This window comes from Vibrio sp. Vb1755, from assembly GCF_033338635.1.
Lineage (GTDB): Bacteria > Pseudomonadota > Gammaproteobacteria > Enterobacterales > Vibrionaceae > Vibrio > Vibrio alginolyticus.
This window is the reverse complement of the sequence record NZ_JAWOTA010000012.1, coordinates 103,786-123,457: the sequence shown is the minus strand read 5'-3', so window position 1 is coordinate 123,457 and position 19,672 is coordinate 103,786. Positions and strand designations below refer to the sequence as shown.

The following is a 19,672-nucleotide window of genomic DNA, read 5'->3' as shown; positions in this document are numbered from 1 at the left end:
CAAAGGATTGAACATGAATTTACTAAAAAATGCCTTAAAAGTATCTGCACTTTCTGTCTCGCTTTTTATGAGTCATGCGGTGTTAGCGGATGAAGCGAAAGGATTAGAGATTGCTCAAGAGCGCAAAGCCCGTGATGAAGGGTGGGGGGATTCTGTTGCTACGATGCAAATGATTCTGCGAAACGCGCAAGGAGAAAGCAGCACACGTTTAATGCGCTTACAATCACTTGAAGTTGATGGCGATGGTGACAAAGGGCTCACGATATTTGATGAACCGAGAGATGTAAAAGGCACGGCGTTTCTCAACCATTCTCATACGGTGGGTGCCGATGACCAATGGCTTTACCTTCCTGCACTGAAACGTGTGAAACGTATTTCCTCGCGTAACAAATCAGGTCCTTTTATGGGCAGTGAATTCGCGTATGAGGATCTCAGTTCCTTTGAGATTGAAAAATACCGTTTCAACTACCTAAAAGATGACAGCATAAACGGGCAAGATGTTTTCGTCGTAGAGCAAATTCCGACCGATAAGAACTCAGGTTATACCAAGCAAACGGTATGGTTAGATAAAGCGCATTATCGTCCACTTAAAGTTGAGTTTTACGACCGCAAAGGCTCTTTGTTAAAAACGCTTTCTTTTTCCGATTACAAGCAATATCTCAACCAATATTGGCGAGCGCACACTATGGCGATGACAAACCATCAAACAGGAAAAAGTACTGAGCTAACGACTAGCGAAATGCGTTTTAACACTGGATTACAAGACAATGACTTTCATAAGAATGTGTTGAAGCGAGTGAGGTAGTGGAGGAAAAATGAAGCGATTAAATGTTGGGTTGTTGCTTAGTGCAGCAGCCTTTTTTTACTCAATGCCTCTGACTGCCGTCGAGCTCGCAGGACAAGTCAATATTGAGCATCGTCAGTTTTTTAAAACGGGCTCTCAGGGTCAGAGCAAAGCGCAAACGTCATTGGTTTTGCAGCCAGAATTTTACTGGGAGATGCAAAATGGTGATGCAAACTTTACTTTCACACCTTTCTATCGTCTGGATGGTCTAGACGATGAGCGAAGTCATGGCGACATGCGAGAGGCACTTTATCTGACTTATTGGGATGATTATGAGCTTCGAGTTGGGATTAGTAAGGTCTTTTGGGGAGTGACTGAATCAGCCCATTTAGTTGATGTAGTAAACCAAACAGATGCCATTGAAGCCGTCGATGGTGAAGATAAACTCGGTCAGCCGATGTTACATTTTACCTCTTTCAAAGACTGGGGTACCGTCCACGCAATGTTGTTACCTTACTTTAGGGAACGAACGTTTGCGGGTACAGATGGCCGCTTGCGAACCGACCCCGTTGTCTCTGATGATGCTATCTATGAATCAAGCAGAGAAGAGAAGCACGTAGATGTGGCTTTTCGATATTCGAAAATGCTTGGCGATTGGGACGTAGGCCTGAGCTATTTATATGGAACAAACCGGGATCCTTACTTTCGTTTTGAGTACGGAGAATTAAAGCCTTACTACGCTCTGATGAATCATGTCGGTCTGGATGTGCAAGGAATCGTTGGCGATTGGTTATGGAAACTGGAAAGTATTTATCGAGATAGTGCTGATAATCATGTCGGTCTTGTGACGGGCTTTGAGTATACCTTCGTCGGTGCATTTGACACGGTTTGGGATGTGGGGGTTATTGGTGAGTACCTCTATGACAGTCGTGGGAACAACGCACAAACTATCGGTCAAAATGATGTGTTTGCAGGTATTCGTTGGGCGCTCAATGATGAGGACGGAACGGAAGTATTGACGGGAATTACGAAGGATTTAGATAACGATGATGTTTACAATGCTAAGTTAGAAGCATCGAGCCGAATATCGAATCACGTTAAGTGGCAAATTGATGCTTGGTTGTTTAAAAATGAAACACCAAATGATTTGCTCTACTTCGCTAGAGATGACGATTTTATCGAGCTATCTATTCAATACTATTTCTAAAACAAAAGGGCACAACTAAACGGCAGATTAACTAAAGATGACATTTTTGACGTTTTTGTGCTCTTTTTATTCAATAACCTCTTCTTTTCGTAATTCAATTTGGCATTGGTGCCCGGTTTGGCTACTATGTACAGCTATCAAAAAACCAATCACTCCCTTATGGACACTACCTACAGGTAGATGAGGAAACGATGCAACATCTAGAAGAGATCATTGCTAGCGCGAGCACTGCAATTGAAGCTGCCGAATCGCTAGTCGCACTTGATGAAGTGCGTGTTCAGTATCTGGGTAAAAAAGGTGAGCTAACTGCTCAACTTCAAAACCTAGGCAAACTACCACCAGAAGAACGCCGTGAAGCTGGTCAAGAGATCAACAAAGCGAAAGGCGTAGTTCAGCAAGCTATCGCAGCTCGTAAAGATGCACTACAACGTGCTGAGCTTGAAGCGAAACTAGCAGCAGAAACAATCGACGTAACACTACCAGGTCGTCGTATTGAAAACGGTGGTTTACACCCAGTAACTCGTACTGTAGAGCGTATCGAGAAGTTCTTTGGCGAACTTGGTTTTAACACCGAGGCTGGCCCAGAGATCGAAGATGCATTCCACAACTTCGATGCGCTAAACATCGCAGCTGATCACCCAGCGCGTACTGACCACGATACTTTCTTCTTCAACCCAGACTTGATGCTTCGTACTCATACGTCAGGCGTACAGATCCGTACGATGGAAAATGGTAAACCACCATTCCGTTTCATCGCACCAGGCCGTGTATACCGTAACGACTACGACCAAACGCACACGCCAATGTTCCACCAAGTGGAAGGCATGCTGGTTGATGAGAACGTAAACTTTGCTCAGCTGAAAGGCATCCTGCACGATTTCCTATGTAACTTCTTCGAAGAAGAAGTAGAAGTACGTTTCCGTCCATCTTACTTCCCATTCACTGAGCCTTCAGCTGAAGTAGACGTGAAAGGCAAAAACGGTAAATGGTTAGAAGTGCTAGGCTGCGGTATGGTTCACCCGAACGTGCTACGTAGCGTAGGTATCGATCCTGAAAAATACTCTGGTTTCGCATTCGGTATGGGTGTTGAGCGTCTAACAATGCTTCGTTACGGCGTGAACGACCTACGTGCGTTCTTCGAGAACGATCTTCGTTTCCTAAAACAGTTCAAGTAATCCAGAGGGTTCATCAACATGAAATTCAGCGAATCATGGCTTCGTGAGTGGGTAAACCCTGCGGTTACTACTGACGAGCTAACTCACCAAATTACAATGGCCGGTCTAGAGGTAGACGACGTTCTTCCTGTTGCAGGTTCTTTTACTGGCGTTAAAGTCGGTCACGTTGTTGAATGTGGCCAACACCCAGATGCAGACAAACTGCGCGTAACTAAAGTTGACGTGGGTGAAGAAGAGCTTCTAGACATTGTTTGTGGCGCACCTAACTGTCGCCAAGGTCTGAAAGTAGCAGTAGCAACAGTTGGTGCTGTTCTTCCAGGTGATTTCAAAATCAAAAAAGCGAAACTACGTGGCCAGCCATCTCACGGCATGCTTTGTTCATTCACTGAACTAGGTATCGACGTTGAGTCAGACGGTATCATGGAACTAGCAGAAGACGCAGTAGTCGGTACCGATTTCCGTGAATTCCTAGGTCTAGACGACGTAACAGTAGACGTAGACCTAACGGCAAACCGCGCTGACTGTTTCAGCATTCGTGGTCTAGCTCGTGAAGTTGGCGTACTAAACCGTGCTGACGTGACAGAGCCATTAGTAGAAGCAGTTGCCCCTTCAATCGACGATAAAGTGTCTATCGAAGTGAAAGCTCCTGCTGCGTGTCCTCGTTACCTAGGTCGTGTTATTAAGAACGTAAACGTTCAAGCTGAAACACCACTATGGATGCAAGAGAAACTGCGTCGTTGTGGTATTCGCTCTATCGACCCTGTAGTAGACATCACTAACTACGTTCTTCTAGAGCAAGGCCAACCAATGCACGCATTCGATCTAGCGAAGATCGAAGGTGGCATCGTAGTTCGTATGGCTGAGCAAGGTGAGAAGCTAACGCTTCTTGACGGCAACGAAGCAGAACTAAACGCAGATACACTAGTAGTTGCTGACCACAACAAAGCACTTGCAATCGCAGGTATCTTTGGTGGTGAAGAGTCTGGTGTAACAACTGAGACTAAAGACGTTCTACTAGAGTGTGCATTCTTTGCACCTGACCACATCCGTGGCCGCGCACGTAGCTACGGTCTTCACACTGATTCTTCAATGCGTTTCGAGCGTGGTGTGGATTACGCACTACAAGTGAGCGCAATGGAGCGTGCAACACAGCTTCTTGTTGAAATTTGTGGTGGTGAAGTAGCACCTGTTGTAGCTGTAGAATCTGAAGCAGACCTACCTAAGCCAAACAAAGTTGCACTACGTCGCACTAAACTAGACAACCTACTAGGTCACCACATCGTTGATGCTGATGTAGTAGAAATCCTAGAGCGCCTAGGTTTGACTGTTGAAGCTTCAGAAGAAGGTTGGGTGGCAGTAGCGCCAACATGGCGTTTCGATATCGCTATCGAGCAAGATCTGATTGAAGAAGTTGGCCGTATCTACGGTTATGACAACATTCCTAACCAACACCCAGCAGCAGCACTTAAGATGCACAACCACGTTGAAGCGGATCTTCCACTGAAACGCGTTCGTGATCTTCTTGTTGACCGTGGTTACCACGAAGCAATCACATACAGCTTCGTTGAGCCTGAGCAGCAAAAGCTAGTTGTACCTGGTGTTGAGCCTCTAGTACTTCCAAACCCAATTTCTGCAGACATGTCAGCAATGCGTCTTGGTCTTATCCAAGGTCTGCTGAACACGGTTGTTCACAACCAGAAGCGTCAACAGCCACGCGTTCGTCTATTCGAATACGGCCTACGTTTCATCCCATGTGAATCTGCAGAAAACGGCATGCGCCAAGAGCCTATGCTAGCGGGTGTTATCGCTGGTACTCGCGGTGAAGAACATTGGGATATCGAAACTAACACGGTTGATTTCTTCGACCTTAAAGGCGATCTAGAAGCGATTCTAGAGCTATCTGCGAACGAAAAAGCGTACTCTTTCGCTGCACTGTCACCTGAAAGCAAAAAAGCTAACCCAGCACTTCACCCAGGTCAATCTGCGGCAATCATCGTAGATGGCAAAGAAGTGGGCGTGATCGGTACCGTTCACCCTGAGCTTGAGCGTAAGTTCGGTCTAAATGGTCGTACTATCGTATTCGAAATCGAATGGTCTGCAATTAACAGCAAAGTGATCCCAGAAGCGGTAGCACTTTCTAAATTCCCTTCAAACCGTCGTGATATCGCGGTAGTAGTGGATGAAGCTGTTGCATCTGGTGACATTGTTAACGCTTGTCTAGAGCAAGGTGGCGAGTTCCTTAAAGATGCAAAACTGTTCGACGTTTACGTAGGTAAAGGCGTTGAAGAAGGTAAGAAGAGCCTAGCAATCGCTCTGACTCTACAGTCACTTGAGCGTACGCTTGAAGATGCAGATATCGCTGGTGCGGTTGACGCTATCGTTGCTCACGTTTCTGAGAAGTTTGGTGCGTCTCTACGTGACTAATCTCGCGTAACGTATCTTCTTAAGAAATGAAAACCCTGCCAGTTTGGCAGGGTTTTTTTATTTTTAGGATTACCTTATCGTTGTTCAAGTTCCTTACTGCTCGCACCATCCCTCATTACTTTAAAATACTAGACCAAACTAGGGATGGCCCTTACCCGAGATTAGGAACGTATTGTTTTTCAGCTAATACACGCTAACGATAGCTTGTTGGCGGTTAGGCAGCGAGTGAGAGGGTATAGCTAAGCAGAAGAGGCAGCGTAAGAATGCTGAAAAAGTTGCCAAATAGTACCATTGACGCCACTTTCATGGGTTCTATATTCAGCCTTTCCGCAAATAGGTAATTCATGACGGCTGGCGGCAGCATTGTGAAGAGCACCATCATTTGCAATTGCATCGTTGGAAGGGGAATTAACCAATAAATAAGTGCAAAAGCGACAGCACCAGTTGCCAGTGACTGCACGGTACACAACACACCAATCTTTAAACCGTCCAACCTTAAATGACACATTTGTGCCCCCAGAGATAAAAGCATCACGGGTACGGCCGCTTGCCCAAGTAGAGCCGTGGCTTCGCATAAAGGCGCCCATGCACCCACATTTGACACGTTGAGAAACAGAGCCAACGACGCTGCTAAAAAGATTGGCATCTTGACTATTTGCTTAAAAGGGTTGCCATGACTAAGCAGCATTACGCCTAAGCTGATATGCAAGCATGCTGACACGACAAATAAAAGCACTGCTGACGACAGCGCAATTTCTCCAAACGTATAGGTAAACAAAGGAATAGCTAGATTTCCGCTATTCCGAAACATATGTGGTGGCGCCCAGGTTTTAAACGAGAGTGACGTCCATCGACATACCGGGATCATGAGTAGTGCGGGAATTAAAACCGCAACAATTGCCGCCAAAAGAAGCGGCCCCTGATTTGAATCGAGCGGCATGCTAACGAGTGACGAAAATACCAGTGCTGGCGTAAACACCTCAATATTAATGCGGTTTATTGGGCGAAAGTCAGGCTTGATGTAACGACCGACCAAATAGCCAACTCCGACAAGAGCAAAAACAGGGAAAAGAATATTTATGATTTGATTAATCATGGTCGCCTAGAAGCAGTGTAAGAAGCTAATGAGGAAATACACGAACTTCCACATTATCAATCTTTATATATGGCGTCATCGTTAAACAGCGAGAAGCGTGGGTTTAATCAAGCTTTCAAAGCACAGTTGCAAAGTACAGGTGGTCATACCTTTTAATCTAATTGTTACGTATCGAGTTACATACAAATCACTGAATTTACGACAAGTTCTATGTCAAGTGTCTGTTAAATAACCAATATCTGATATTTTTATTAAATAGTGTTTAATGTTGATATTTAAACTACTTTTAGTTTTATAATCTGGATGTTTTTCCTGATAAAGATGAAACAAAAACAAAAATATCAAATTTCTGGCGTTTAACAATAATTTACGTAGTGCTATTCCTTTTGTTTGCCAAGAAAAAAGTTGGCGAAAATCATAAGCTTGTCATACACTTCCTGATGTAACCCCGATATGTTGTTGAATTGGTAGGGTAAAACTGCTCTGGCGCTACACTAACGTAGCATTGTTTAACATAGCTTTGAGGAAAGTTTTATGGCGCTCACAAAAGCCGAACTGGCAGAAAACCTGTTTGATAAATTAGGATTTAGTAAGCGGGACGCCAAGGAAACGGTGGAAGTGTTCTTTGAAGAGATTCGTAAGGCACTGGAAAGTGGCGAACAGGTAAAACTGTCAGGTTTTGGTAACTTTGATCTTCGTGACAAGAATGAACGACCTGGTCGTAACCCGAAAACTGGTGAAGATATTCCAATTACTGCTCGACGTGTAGTGACTTTTCGCCCGGGTCAGAAGTTAAAAGCTCGTGTAGAAAACCTGAAGAAAGTACAGTAAGCCGAATAAATGGATCACGCTAAGGCGTGGTCTTTTTTTGCGTAAAATTCGTGTGCATACAAATGAAAACCACCGCAATGCGGTGGTTTTTCTGTTTATGAGAGACGCTTAATGATATCGGTTACGCCGCTTCTAGATGCGTTGTTAAGTATGGTTGCCATGCTTGTTGGTACAAGTTCTTAGACTGTGTACGCATGTTGCGAATAGAGGCAAGCTCTATTTCGCTTAGCTCACGTTTTTCCAACATCGCTTGACGTTCTAGTTTCTGGATTTTTTCGTATAGGTCGTGTTCGGGACCGCTTTTTACATCTGCGATTGCTTTCAAGTGCAGTTGAACTTCGGCTACTAGGTTTGTTTTTGGTAAACGAACGAGCAAGTTCAAGTCTCTATATCCTGAAGGGCCAGGTTTTTTGAATCGATTTTTTACTTTCACAATCGTTGTTTCACGCTCTAACGTTTCATAAATGGAGACTAAGCTCGCGACGTCTTCAGCTACAATCGTTGCACGTGCTAGGTCAGTAATACGTTCAACTTTCCCATCTAACTCTAAAGCTATCTTTTCTTCTGCTCGTTGTTTGGATTTCACGCCTGCGAAGTATGGCTGAGCGTCATTAAGAAGTGCGGTACTCTTACAGATAGTTTCAAGTTCAAATTGTGCTTGGTGAGCTTTGCTGTAAAGGATGTCGAAGTCAGAATATGGCTGAGTTGGTGTGGTGTCGATTGACTGAATGCCATATAAACCGCTAAGGCTGTGTTTAAAAAGTTTCGAACAAACTTCGTTTTGGCTGGTTGAACGATTTTGTTCGCCATTAGGCGCAGGGGTAATTGGAAGTGCGGCAAATGCCGGTGCACGGCTAAGTACCAAAAGCATCAATGCTGTAGTACGAAGAAATAAGCTCATTCACTCTCCTTAACTTGCTTGTACTTAGAAAATAGGGAACATAAAGGTCGCTAAGTTCGGCAAATCAGGTACTAACTTATAAATGGGGCCATTACGAAAGATTCCAAGGTTTCAGTTTTATCTTGAAGTAGAATCGTGCGTTAGATCACCATTTATCTTTTCTTTATTCTGATTATCAGATAAAGGCGCGTCTCCTATGAGACCGATTACATCCTATCACCGCAGTATTAACCAAAGATGAACGGCATAGACAAATTGAAAAAAAACGTTAGTCTTACCTCTCAAAATGAAAACAGCCGACAAGTAGAAAGTAAAATGAGAGACCAAGAATTTTGGCATAACAAATGGGCCAGCAATCAGATCGGATTTCACTTGGAAGATGTAAACCCGCTATTACCAGTATATTGGAAACACACTAATCCAAAGCGTGAAGATAAAGTGTTAGTTCCTTTATGTGGAAAGTCAGAAGACTTGATTTGGCTAGCGATGAAGCATGATTCGGTTGAAGGTGTTGAGCTAAGCCATATTGCTGTGCGTGCCTTTTTTGCTGAACATTTTTACACGCCAACGGTAACGCCTCTTAATGGCATGCACGAGCTTTATCAATTTGATGAGCTCTCTATTTATACTGGGGACTTTTTCACTGCACCAGTATCTCAAGCCGATATCATTTATGATCGCGCCGCGTTGGTTGCTTTACCGCAAGATATGCGAGAGGAGTATGTAGAGCGTCTCAAGCAACTTTTGAACCCAGGCGGTCGTATTTTGCTTGTTACACTCAACTATCCTCAAGAAGAGATGGCGGGGCCTCCATTTAGCGTGCCGGTCGAAGAGATTGAGCAGTTATTTTCAGGTTACAAAGTTACTTGTTTGAACGTAGATGAAGCTGACGAGAATCATCCTAAAATTGCGAAAAAAGGCTTAAGTCGCTTCTCTGAAGAAGTGTACTTAATCGAGAGTGAATAGGCTCTCTTCGGTTTGGAACACGAAATAGCGCAGCAATTTGAGCTGCGCTATTTTTGTATGAGTGGTTCGTATTTAATAAATGATATTCACTTTTGAAGCACTTTCAACAGCATCTTGAACGGCTTCTTCGGTGGTTTTTCGTCGCGTAAGGACAACACCTAAACGGCGGCGACCATCGATTTCTGGCTTACCGAATAGACGAACTTGTGTTTGAGGTTGAGCTAAAGCTTTGCTTAGGTTTTCAAAGCGAATGTTTGTGGAAGTCCCTTGTCCAAGAATAACAGCAGACGCAGATGGGCCATATTGTACAATATTATTAATTGGCATTCCGGTAAACGCGCGCACGTGGAGAGCAAACTCAGACATTTCCTGCGAAATCATTGTAACCATACCCGTATCGTGAGGGCGAGGAGAGACCTCATTGAAAATGACTTTATCGCCTTTGACAAACAGCTCTACACCAAAGATGCCGTAGCCACCGAGCGCGTTTACCACTTTCTCAGCCGTGTATTCAGCTGCTTTTACTGCGTTTTCTGACATAGTTTGCGGTTGCCATGATTCGCGGTAGTCGCCATCTTCCTGACGATGACCAATTGGAGCACAGAAATGCACACCGTCAACGGCTCTGATGGTCAATAAAGTGATTTCGTAATCGAAGTCGATAAAACCTTCCACGATAACGCGACCTGCACCCGTACGCCCGCCTTCCTGAGCGTAATCCCATGCTTGTGTAACGTCGTCTTCGGTCTTGATAACACTTTGCCCTTTACCTGAAGAGCTCATCACAGGCTTCACCACGCACGGAATACCCACATGCTCAACCGCGGCTTTGAAGTCTTCAAAGTTATCTGCAAAACGATAAGGTGAAGTCGTCAATTCCAGTTCTTCTGCTGCCAAACGTCGGATACCTTCACGATTCATTGTTAGCCTGGTTGCCTTAGCGGTTGGAACAACATTCAGTCCTTTTTCTTCAAGCTCTACCAGTTTGCCGGTTGCGATGGCTTCAATTTCTGGTACGACGTAAGTAGGTTGTTCCTTCGTAATAACTTCTTCTAAGGCGTTCCCATCTAACATGTCGATAACATAACTACGGTGAGCGACTTGCATCGCTGGAGCATTGGCATAGCGATCACAAGCAATCACTTCTAAACCAAGTCTCTGGCATTCAATGGCGACTTCTTTACCGAGTTCGCCAGAGCCTAAAAGTAATACACGGGTAGCATTTGCGCTAGTTGCAGTGCCAAACATAGTGTTCCCTTACAAAATAGAGTGATGAGACAGAAATTGCAGGAGATCATACTGAAGTTTTATGACAAAGCAAACGTTTGCTTTTGGTTTTTAGGTAATAAAAAAGCTCTACATGTTGTAGAGCTTTTTGTTGAATTTGTCGTTTATACGTTGACAAAACTAAGCGGAATATCTGGATTCAACGCTTCCAACGTTGATTGCGTATCGGCTAAGTGACTGATCTTACCTTCAGAGTTTTCTACCAATGCAGCGGTTTTGATGCTGTCAAAGGTTTCACCCGCAAGTAAAACTTGGATTAGCGCAACTTGTAGCGGTGGCAAGCTAGGATTAAACGCTGCATTTTCTGCATAAGCGCCTTGGAATACACGGCCGCTAGTCATCTCTAATGCTAAACCACTCAAGTTGTTGGTGTATGGAGAGTGGCTCATGTTCATCGCTTCAACTGCACTTTGGATGAGTGCGTCTTCATCATCACATGAGAATTGGTGTTTAACTTCTGCCATTAAGCCGGACTCGATACCGAGATCGTTTGGTCCAAAGGCTTCAGGCAGGTATTCATGAAGTGACTTTTCTTCACGTTCTGGGAGCTGGATTTTAAGCTCGTTTGCGGTAGATAACTCATTCATGAACTGGCGGCAGTGACCACATGGGCTGAAGTTGATAGTGATATCCTTAACACCACGTTCGCCTTTCATCCAAGCATGGCTAATCGCAGACTGCTCTGCGTGAACCGTTTGACCCAACTGTACACCAAAGAATTCCATGTTGGCACCGAAGTAAAGGCGACCTGAAAGACCACGAACGATAGCGCCGACATAAAAGTCAGAAAGGGGAGCATAGGAGTACGCTGCGGCAAAAGGAAGTAGCGCAACACGAAGCTCTTTGTCTGATAGACCGGTAGCTGAAAGCAACTGCTCAAATTGTTGAACTGAAAGCGTAGCATCAAAATCATCAGCTTGGATGATAGGAGCAAGTTGTTTGGAAAGTGCTTCTGGAGCGCCTGCTAGCGCCTGTTCAATGCGACTTTTCATGTTGAATCCTTGTTATTGCATGGACAGTTATTCTATGTGAAAGATAGAAATGTTCCGTGCGTTAGATCACGATAAATAATGCAATTGATAATTCTGTTACATAATTAGAGTGAGCTCACACATGTATTCGATTGCACAGGTGTGAAGCGTTATCTCCGTCTCACAATTAACCATATCAGTATATATTCATATGACCAAGGAGCAGGAGTATGTTACTAACGCGACTTTTACCGCTATGCTACTTTATACCTACGTAATCTAGAGCGAGTGGTAGCACCTAGAATGCTAATGCTATGAATGTATATCTCGATCAAGTCCCTTCACGATATTACTGGGTGAGGTTGATAGATAAGATAGGGTTTTGAAAAGGGTAAGGAAGAAGCGGAAAGGCTACGGCCTGCCGGAAGGAGGGCAGACCGAGAGCGCTTAACTATTGATATAGCCAGACAGCCAAAGCAAAAAAGCTTGGAGCCAAAATAGAAGTTATGATCCCACATAAAACCAATGCGAGTGATGAGAACGCGGCATCTATGGGCTGTTTCTCTGCACAAGTAGCGGTGCCTAAGGCATGAGAGACTGTACCCATTGTCAGACCACGTGCAATCGGGTGTTTAATTCCAATCAAATTGTAAATTGGGTATGCCAAAATTGCGCCCAATAAACCGACAATCAGAACCAAGATCGCTGCAACGGCGGCTTCACCACCGAGGTGACTCGATATTTCCATCGCTATTGGTGTAGTGACGGATTTACCCACTAGACTCGCGATTAAACTGATATCCGCTTTGAAAGCGACTGCGATCAAGGTGGTTGTCATCATCGACATCACACTGCCTACTGTGCAAGCGAAAGTGATGATTCGCCAGTTTGCTTTAATTTGTGGTAGTTGTTCATATAGTGGATAAGCCAGAGCAACTACAGCAGGTTGAAGCAAAAAGCTAATTCCTTCGTTATCCGCATAATACGTTTCAAATGGCACATTTAAGTAAGTAAGCAAAGGAATGAGTACTGCGATACTGATCAGCAAAGGGTTTGCTAGAGGATTGTTCACTTTGATTGCGATTTGGCGAGCGATAAGAAAAACCGCAATGGTAACAACTAACCACATATCAGTGTTTCTCCTGTAGCAAGTAATCCAGCAGCCAAGCGAGGCTGACCAGTACAATGAGTGAACCGCCAACTGCGCTAGCAATGATAGGGAGGGCATTAGCGAGTAGCATATCGAAATGTTGCATTAATCCCACGCTAATAGGAACGAACAATAAGATCATATAGCGGATAAATAGCGTGGCGCCCGGTTTGACCCAGTCGACTTTTACAAGCCCAAGAGTCATGGAGAAAAACAGTACGAGCATACCGATGACACTTCCTGGAACGGAAACGCCAGTGAACTTTTGAATGGTAATTCCGATGCCAAGTGCTCCCATGATGAGGAAGATTGAAATGAGCAGTTGGATCAGTTGTAAGAATCGTTCTTTAATCATTTTGACAGTATATAAACAACAAGCACACCATAAGGTGCGCTTGTATTAGGAGGAGTTAGGAAGCTAAGCTCTCTACATAACGGTACACGGATTTTAATATCGCAATCTTCTTTTCGTCACTTTCATGTTCGTGAACTAAGTTTTCTAAATTCAGCATGTACTCTTCAATTTGGCTTTCAAACACTTCTCGACAGTGTAGTGCCCAGCGTCTTTGTTCTTGCTCGTCTAATGTGCCTGGGAAGTTACGCGCACGATAGCGGAACAATAGAGGTTTAATGCGCTTGTCATCAAATTCAATGTCTAATGCAGCAAGATTATTCGGGTCGGTTTCTCGAATGATATCCATAGCTGCGCGATCAGCCGGAGAAAAGAACCCGTCGTAAAGCTGTGTATCGACGTCATCACTTTTATCGAATTTACGCTCGACTGAAAAGAGGCTAATCAGCTTTTCTCTAATTTCAGGATGTTGGCGCAACAAAGCGAGATTAGCGAGACATTGCTGGCGATCAATGCCAATAGACTCCGCATTTTCAGCCGTTAACGTTTTTGCAGGGGCGAGAATAGGGCATTTGTTCAAATGAACTAGTTTAACTGGCACTGGTAGCAATTCACCAAGATCTTCGCGCTTAGTGTAGAGTCTTTCGTGCAGCTCTTCTGCGGATAGCTCAAGAATAGGTTGAGGGTCTTTCGCTAAATCGATGGTGATAACGGCGTTATTATTGGTTGGATGCCAAGCAACAGGCACAATCCAGCTAGTGTACTGGCATTCGCGCCCTAGCATGCCTGAAACGTGCATCAACGGTGTCATGTTGACGATGTCGACTAAATCATTGAGCTTGCGCTTTTGGCGCATAGAAAAAAAGTAATCAAACAATTTTGGTTGCGCTGCTTTTACTTTCTTTGCCATTTCGATAGTCGCAATCACATCTGCCATGGCATCGTGCGCGTTACTATGTTCTATGCCGTTAGCCACAGACAAGTGTTCTAATTTAAAGCTAGTGAAGCCATCTTCGTTTTCTGGCCATTCTACGCCTTCTGGGCGAAGGGCATGGCACGCGCGTAGTACATCGAGTAAATCCCAACGCGAGTTACCGTTTTGCCAACTCCATGCGTATGGATCGATAAAGTTGCGATAACAAGTATAACGGGTCACTTCGTCATCAAAGCGAATGCTGTTGTAGCCTAAACTGGTGGTATTTGGTCTCGCGAGTTCAGCGTGAATCTTAGCGATAAACTCTGGCTCAGAAAGGCCTTCTTGAACCGTTTTTTGCGGAGTAATACCAGTAATAAGCGCAGCTTCAGGAGACGGAAGATAATCAGCTGGTGGTTGACAGTACATGACTAAAGGCTCGCCGATGATATTAAAGTTTTCATCTGTACGAACACCAGCAAACTGGCTTGGGCGATCTTTCGCGGGGTTGGTTCCCCATGTCTCATAATCAAAGAAGAAAAAAGTGGGCTGATTATCTTGGTGCATTCTGCTTACCGTTTACAAAACCGATGACAGTATTAGACCATTCAACGCCTTGACTAGCAACGAAAGATGCAAGTTGAATTTTTGAAAATGAAAAAAGCCGATGGCGAACCATCGGCTTGATATTTTACGTTTATCGCTTTGGAAGGAATTTGAGTTCTATGCTCGTGTTTCTTCCAATGTTGCTTCACTTTCTGGTGACTTCAGCACTCGGCTAGCAATTGTACCCGCAGTCATTGAGCCTGAAACGTTTAGTGCGGTACGTGCCATGTCAATCAATGGTTCAATAGAGATAAGTAGCGCCGCGATGGTCACAGGTAAGCCCATTGCAGGAAGAACAATCAAGGCTGCAAACGTTGCACCGCCGCCAACACCTGCAATACCAAATGAACTGATGGTGATAATCGCAATCAATGACAGGATAAAGTGTAGATCAAGTGGGTTGATACCCATTGTTGGAGCTACCATCACTGCAAGCATTGCAGGATAGATACCCGCACAGCCGTTTTGGCCGATAGTGGCACCAAACGATGCTGATAGGTTTGCAATCGCTGGTGGTACGTTAAGCTTCGTGATTTGCGCTTCTACGTTTAGTGGAATTGTTGCTGCTGAGCTACGAGATGTAAACGCGAAGGTCAGTACAGGCCAGATTTTCTTAAAGTATTCCGCAGGGCTAACGCCGACAAAAGAGACTAATACGCCGTGAACAACAAACATCAGTGCGATAGCAACATAAGACGCCACAATAAAGCCAAGTAGGTTTAGGATGTCGCCTGCGCTTGATGTCGCTACCACTTTTGCCATCAGTGCTGCGATGCCGTATGGCGTTAGGGCCATGATCATCTTCACTAATCGCATAACGATAGATTGAGCAGCTTCTACGAAAGTACGAATCGGTGATTCCAACTCTGCTTTTTCCATCATCACTTTACGAGCGGCGATACCAGTTAACACGCCGAAAATCACTACAGCGATAATCGATGTCGAGCGAGCACCTGTTAGATCAGCAAATGGGTTGGTTGGAATGAAACTAACTAGCATTTGAGGAATAGTTAGGTCACTTACTGTACCGGCACGGCTTTCTAGAACGGCGATACGAGCGGTTTCACGCGCACCTTCAGTTAACCCTTCTGCTGAAAGGCCAAATGTTGTTGTCACCAAGATACCGATAAGTGCAGCAATTGCAGTCGTTACTAGAAGAACAGAGATGGTCAGGCCAGAAATTTTACCTAAAGATCCACCTTTCTCCAATTTAACAACTGCAGAGATCATCGATACCAATACTAGTGGCATGATGACCATTTTCAGTAGACCAACGTAGCCACTGCCTACAATGCCTACCCATTCAAGTGTTTGAGCAATTGCGCTGTTGCCTTCACCGTGAATGAGTTGCAAAGCAAGACCAAAAAGAGAACCGGTAACAAGACCGATCAAAACGAGACGTGAAAGAGTATGTTTCTTTTGTTGCTGACTAAATAGAAAGAACAATATGCCAACAAAGACGGCTAGAGAGGCTATCACTGCAAAATTCATAATTTGACCTTATCAACCAACCGAAGTGGCGGTTGTTTTTTATACGGGGTTTTATACGGATGTATTTATGGAGCGTAAGATAACGCTCGTGATATAACTTTAAAAATGACAAACGGGTATTAGCTAGATCTAAAATGAATATAAAAACGAGATCTAAGTCGCGTGAGAGCGTGAATTAGCACGTTAATTGTACAAAATGGTTATTCGTAGTGATGCAGTAAGTCACGCATTTCTTTCCTTTGTAAGTAAACCACCGAGTCTTCTTGATAACTGAAAAGTTGATAAATCATCGCTTTGGCGACATCTTCTGCTCGAATCGGTAAAAAGTTGGACAGTTTGCCAAGCATGAATGGGCGAATTACCTTAAACAGAGTTTGTACTAACTTCTCGTCCATTCTTGGGCTTTGACGTTGACCAACAAGCGGGCCTGGGCGAACAAATACGATTTCCTCAAAATCCATAGCTTCGATTCGTTGTTCCATTTGTCCTTTACAAGCTAAGTAATGGGATGGCGATTTACTATTTGCACCGAGGCTAGAAACAACCGCAAGGCGTTTAACTCCGATTGTTTTCATCTGCTGGGCGACTTTACACACCAGATCAACATCTACTCTACGCAAATTATCCTTACTGCCTGCTTGCTTAAGGGTCGTGCCTAAACAGATAAAGCCGATGGTTGGTGTTGGTTGGTTCTCATCCCATTGGTGGATAGAAAGGTCTGCATCAATGAGAGGAATAAGCTTGTTTTCCACATCTAGGACGCCATCGAGTGGGCGGCGAGAAAGATAATATAGGGTTCCAACACCTGATTGATTTATGAGGTTTGCAATGACTTTTGAGCCTACTAAGCCAGTTGCACCGGCGATGATTGCGCAGGTGTTGTTATCCATATCTTTTCTCCTATATGGGAACATAGTCTAAGCTATTGTAGCGGATTTCAACGAGTTACTTATAATCTCGTGCAAGAAAGGTGAGACGCTCTGCGAACTCGGCAGACTATCCTGAGATAAACTTGATTAGCGCTGCCCCAATTGGATGCAAGTGTATACAATAGTGGGCGCGCAAAAACTGTCGCTGAACAAGACCTCTTGAACAACAGAACACCTCTCACCCAGACAACATCAAAGGAACGTAAAAAATGGATGACTCTTTTGCTGCGGAGATACAAGCACGCATAGATAACAAAACCAAACCCGTCGGTTCTTTAGGCTTATTGGAAAAGGTGGCACTGCAGTTAGCTCTTATTCAAAGTCAGAATAAACCTCAGCCAGTTGATTCCATCGCTATCTGCAAACCAAGCATGCTGGTATTTGCTGGAGATCACGGCGTTGCAGAGGAGGGCGTGAGCATTGCGCCAAGCGAAGTCACTCAGCAAATGGTGGCTAACTTTCTCGCTGGCGGCGCAGCCATCAACTGTTTTTGCGACATTAATGGCATTCAACTCAAAGTAATAGATTGCGGCATGTTGGCTCCTATTGATGTGCTGGTTCCAGAATTTAAATCCCATCCCAACTTGGTTGAACAACGGTTGGGTAACGGTACGGCTAATTTTTCTAAACAATCAGCGATGTCCCCAGAACAAGTGGCGTTAGGTTTAGAATATGGTGCGAAGATTGCTGAGCATACCATTTTGCATGGTTCAAACCTCTTAATGTTCGGCGAGATGGGCATCGGTAATACCAGTTCGGCCTCAGCACTGTTATCGGCGCTGAGCTCATTAGATATTGATTATTGTGTTGGCGTTGGCACCGGAATCAATCAACAGCAGTTGAGCCGCAAATATAAACTGGTAGCACAGGGGGTAAACCGATGTCGAGGTCTTGATACCAAAGCGATTCTCGCACAGGTTGGGGGCTTTGAAATCGTACAAATGGTGGGCGCTTTTTTAGAAGCCAAGCGGCTTAAAACTCCAGTTTTAGTGGATGGGTTTATCGTATCGGTAGCGGCTTATATTGCGACGTTGTTAGACGAAGAAACGCGTGAATACATGTTGTTTGCCCATCGCTCTGAAGAAAATGGACATAAATTTGTATTGGAACATCTTAAAGCCGAACCTCTGCTCGACCTTGGTTTACGGCTAGGGGAGGGAACAGGAGCCGCTCTTGCCTTACTCTTGTTAAAAGCTGCCGCCCAGTTTTACAACAAAATGGCGAGCTTTGAGAGTGCAGGAGTTACAGTTTAGTGTCAGTCCCTGATAATTCTGAGAAAGTCACGCCGTCATCGTTAAGATACCAGTGGGAGTTATTTCTATTAGCTACCAGTTTTTTTAGCCGCTTACCCGTGCCCCAAGCGTTGCCTTACAGTGAAGAACGCATGAATCAGGCAGGCCGTTACTTTGCGTTAGTTGGTCTCGTGCTTGGAGCACTTTGCGCTTTGGTATTCTCGCTCACCTCAATTTTTTTTCCAGAGTCGGTTGCCATAGTATTAACGATGGTGTTTAGCTTATTGTTAACTGGGGCTTTTCACGAAGACGGCTTGACCGATATGGCGGATGGCATTGGCGGTGGCATGACCGTAGAGCGACGCCTCTCTATTATGAAAGACAGTCGTATTGGCACTTATGGTGCCGCCACTCTCATTATGGCGTTATTGGCTAAGTATGTTTTTTGGAGTGAACTGGCTAACTTGCCGCACTTTTGGTTGGTCATTGTCGTCGCTTACACCGCAAGCCGAGCACTAGCAGCGACGCTTATTTATGACATGCCTTATGTCAGTGACAGTGATACGTCGAAAAGTAAACCGCTAGCAAGTCGCCAGTCTTCTCTAGAAGTCTCCATTTTGTTGTTTACTGGTGGCGTAACATTGCTTGTGCTTGGTTTCGCGGATGCGATCTTGATATCGCTTGTTCTCGTGGTATTTCGTTTGATGTTCAAACGTTGGTTAACCAAGAGAATTGGCGGCTTTACGGGGGATTGCCTTGGCGCAGCGCAACAGTTGTCGGAACTGCTTATTTATCTCACTATGATTGGGTTGTATCACTCCTCATGAAGCAATTGATACTCGGTGGCGCGCGCTCTGGGAAGTCGCATTTGGCAGAAAAAACAGCTAAGCACTTATCGGTCGCTTCTCATCGATCATTACACTATGTTGCAACCGCGCTGCCATTTGACCAAGAAATGCGAGAGCGAATAGCGCATCATCAAAAGCAACGCGGGGGCGAGTGGCAAGAGCATGAATGCCCCCTTCATTTATCTGAGTTACTGACAAATTTCGCTACCACCGATGTTGTATTGGTCGACTGTTTAACCTTGTGGCTCAACAATTGGATATTTGAGTTAGGTGATGAATGTTCCAATGAGAAGCTAGAAGCAGAAATTGAAAAGCTTATAAAGATGGTACGTGGCTCAGATGCGACGTTAATATTCGTCTCTAACGAGGTTGGAATGGGCATTGTGCCTTTGGGGGCGGTTAGTCGTTATTTTGTGGATAATGCAGGACGGATGAATCAAAAACTAGCCAGTGTTTGCCATCGCGTTACCTTTGTTGCTGCTGGTTTGCCGTTGGTTCTTAAAGAGTAG

18 protein-coding genes are annotated in these 19,672 nt (G+C 44.6%); 9 read left to right on the top strand and 9 right to left on the bottom strand.

Annotated features, from left to right (window positions below; genetic code table 11):
• The first annotated feature begins 13 nt into the window (after positions 1-13).
• The 4 genes from R7E00_RS12865 (at position 14) to pheT (ending at position 5,590) form a co-directional block, all read left to right on the top strand.
• On the top strand, positions 14-805 hold the full coding sequence (locus R7E00_RS12865; RefSeq protein WP_005385474.1) for an outer membrane lipoprotein-sorting protein: 792 nt from the start codon (positions 14-16) through the stop codon (positions 803-805).
• A 10-nt stretch (positions 806-815) separates the two neighbouring features.
• Positions 816-1,991 (top strand): hypothetical protein, encoded by a 1,176-nt coding sequence (locus R7E00_RS12860; RefSeq protein WP_132936595.1) that lies wholly within the window; start codon positions 816-818, stop codon positions 1,989-1,991.
• Positions 1,992-2,182: 191 nt separating this feature from the next.
• Positions 2,183-3,166, top strand: coding sequence for a phenylalanine--tRNA ligase subunit alpha (gene pheS / locus R7E00_RS12855; RefSeq protein ID WP_258482059.1), 984 nt, complete (start codon positions 2,183-2,185; stop codon positions 3,164-3,166).
• 18 nt (positions 3,167-3,184) lie between these two features.
• Positions 3,185-5,590, top strand: a complete 2,406-nt coding sequence (gene pheT, locus R7E00_RS12850) for a phenylalanine--tRNA ligase subunit beta (protein ID WP_258482060.1) — start codon at positions 3,185-3,187, stop codon at positions 5,588-5,590.
• A gap of 214 nt (positions 5,591-5,804) precedes the next feature.
• Here the strand turns inward: pheT and R7E00_RS12845 are convergent, their stop codons facing one another.
• Positions 5,805-6,686 carry an AEC family transporter gene (locus tag R7E00_RS12845; RefSeq protein WP_033905148.1) on the bottom strand — a complete coding sequence of 294 codons (882 nt, stop codon included), beginning with the start codon at positions 6,684-6,686 and terminating at the stop codon, positions 5,805-5,807.
• Between the two features lie 534 nt (positions 6,687-7,220).
• Between R7E00_RS12845 and ihfA the strand changes: the two genes are divergently transcribed.
• Complete coding sequence (gene ihfA, locus R7E00_RS12840) at positions 7,221-7,517, top strand: integration host factor subunit alpha (protein ID WP_005377899.1); 297 nt, start codon at positions 7,221-7,223, stop codon at positions 7,515-7,517.
• Positions 7,518-7,638: 121 nt separating this feature from the next.
• On the opposite strand, the gene R7E00_RS12835 is transcribed toward ihfA, so the two are convergent.
• On the bottom strand, positions 7,639-8,418 hold the full coding sequence (locus R7E00_RS12835) for a phosphoribosylglycinamide formyltransferase (RefSeq protein ID WP_005377897.1): 780 nt from the start codon (positions 8,416-8,418) through the stop codon (positions 7,639-7,641).
• Positions 8,419-8,733: 315 nt separating this feature from the next.
• On the opposite strand from R7E00_RS12835, the gene R7E00_RS12830 reads away from it, so the two are divergent.
• Positions 8,734-9,384, top strand: a complete 651-nt coding sequence (locus R7E00_RS12830; protein WP_021707633.1) for a thiopurine S-methyltransferase — start codon at positions 8,734-8,736, stop codon at positions 9,382-9,384.
• Between the two features lie 72 nt (positions 9,385-9,456).
• On the opposite strand, the gene purT is transcribed toward R7E00_RS12830, so the two are convergent.
• From purT to R7E00_RS12795, 7 genes are all read right to left on the bottom strand, one after another.
• Positions 9,457-10,632, bottom strand: a complete 1,176-nt coding sequence (gene purT, locus R7E00_RS12825; RefSeq protein ID WP_033905149.1) for a formate-dependent phosphoribosylglycinamide formyltransferase — start codon at positions 10,630-10,632, stop codon at positions 9,457-9,459.
• A gap of 143 nt (positions 10,633-10,775) precedes the next feature.
• Positions 10,776-11,663, bottom strand: coding sequence for a cytidine deaminase (cdd, locus tag R7E00_RS12820; protein WP_258475586.1), 888 nt, complete (start codon positions 11,661-11,663; stop codon positions 10,776-10,778).
• A 430-nt stretch (positions 11,664-12,093) separates the two neighbouring features.
• Positions 12,094-12,771, bottom strand: coding sequence for an LrgB family protein (locus R7E00_RS12815; protein WP_005385454.1), 678 nt, complete (start codon positions 12,769-12,771; stop codon positions 12,094-12,096).
• 1 nt (position 12,772) lies between these two features.
• Positions 12,773-13,147 (bottom strand): CidA/LrgA family protein, encoded by a 375-nt coding sequence (locus R7E00_RS12810; protein WP_005385452.1) that lies wholly within the window; start codon positions 13,145-13,147, stop codon positions 12,773-12,775.
• Between the two features lie 55 nt (positions 13,148-13,202).
• A complete protein-coding gene (gene sbcB / locus R7E00_RS12805; protein WP_132936599.1) occupies positions 13,203-14,624 on the bottom strand; it encodes an exodeoxyribonuclease I in 1,422 nt (473 codons plus the stop codon).
• A gap of 156 nt (positions 14,625-14,780) precedes the next feature.
• Positions 14,781-16,154: an L-cystine transporter gene (locus tag R7E00_RS12800; protein WP_047100707.1), complete on the bottom strand. Its 1,374-nt coding sequence runs from the start codon at positions 16,152-16,154 to the stop codon at positions 14,781-14,783.
• A gap of 200 nt (positions 16,155-16,354) precedes the next feature.
• A complete protein-coding gene (locus tag R7E00_RS12795) occupies positions 16,355-17,044 on the bottom strand; it encodes an NAD(P)H-binding protein (protein ID WP_047100706.1) in 690 nt (229 codons plus the stop codon).
• Positions 17,045-17,292: 248 nt separating this feature from the next.
• Between R7E00_RS12795 and cobT the strand changes: the two genes are divergently transcribed.
• The 3 genes from cobT to cobU are packed head-to-tail and all read left to right on the top strand — an operon-like array spanning position 17,293 to position 19,672.
• A complete protein-coding gene (gene cobT / locus R7E00_RS12790) occupies positions 17,293-18,336 on the top strand; it encodes a nicotinate-nucleotide--dimethylbenzimidazole phosphoribosyltransferase (protein ID WP_047100705.1) in 1,044 nt (347 codons plus the stop codon).
• Positions 18,336-19,142, top strand: coding sequence for an adenosylcobinamide-GDP ribazoletransferase (locus tag R7E00_RS12785; RefSeq protein WP_115385892.1), 807 nt, complete (start codon positions 18,336-18,338; stop codon positions 19,140-19,142). The genes cobT and R7E00_RS12785 overlap by 1 nt, the downstream gene beginning before the upstream one ends.
• The gene (gene cobU, locus R7E00_RS12780; protein WP_047100703.1) at positions 19,139-19,672 is read left to right on the top strand and encodes a bifunctional adenosylcobinamide kinase/adenosylcobinamide-phosphate guanylyltransferase; all 534 of its coding nucleotides are present in this window, start codon (positions 19,139-19,141) and stop codon (positions 19,670-19,672) included. The genes R7E00_RS12785 and cobU overlap by 4 nt, the downstream gene beginning before the upstream one ends.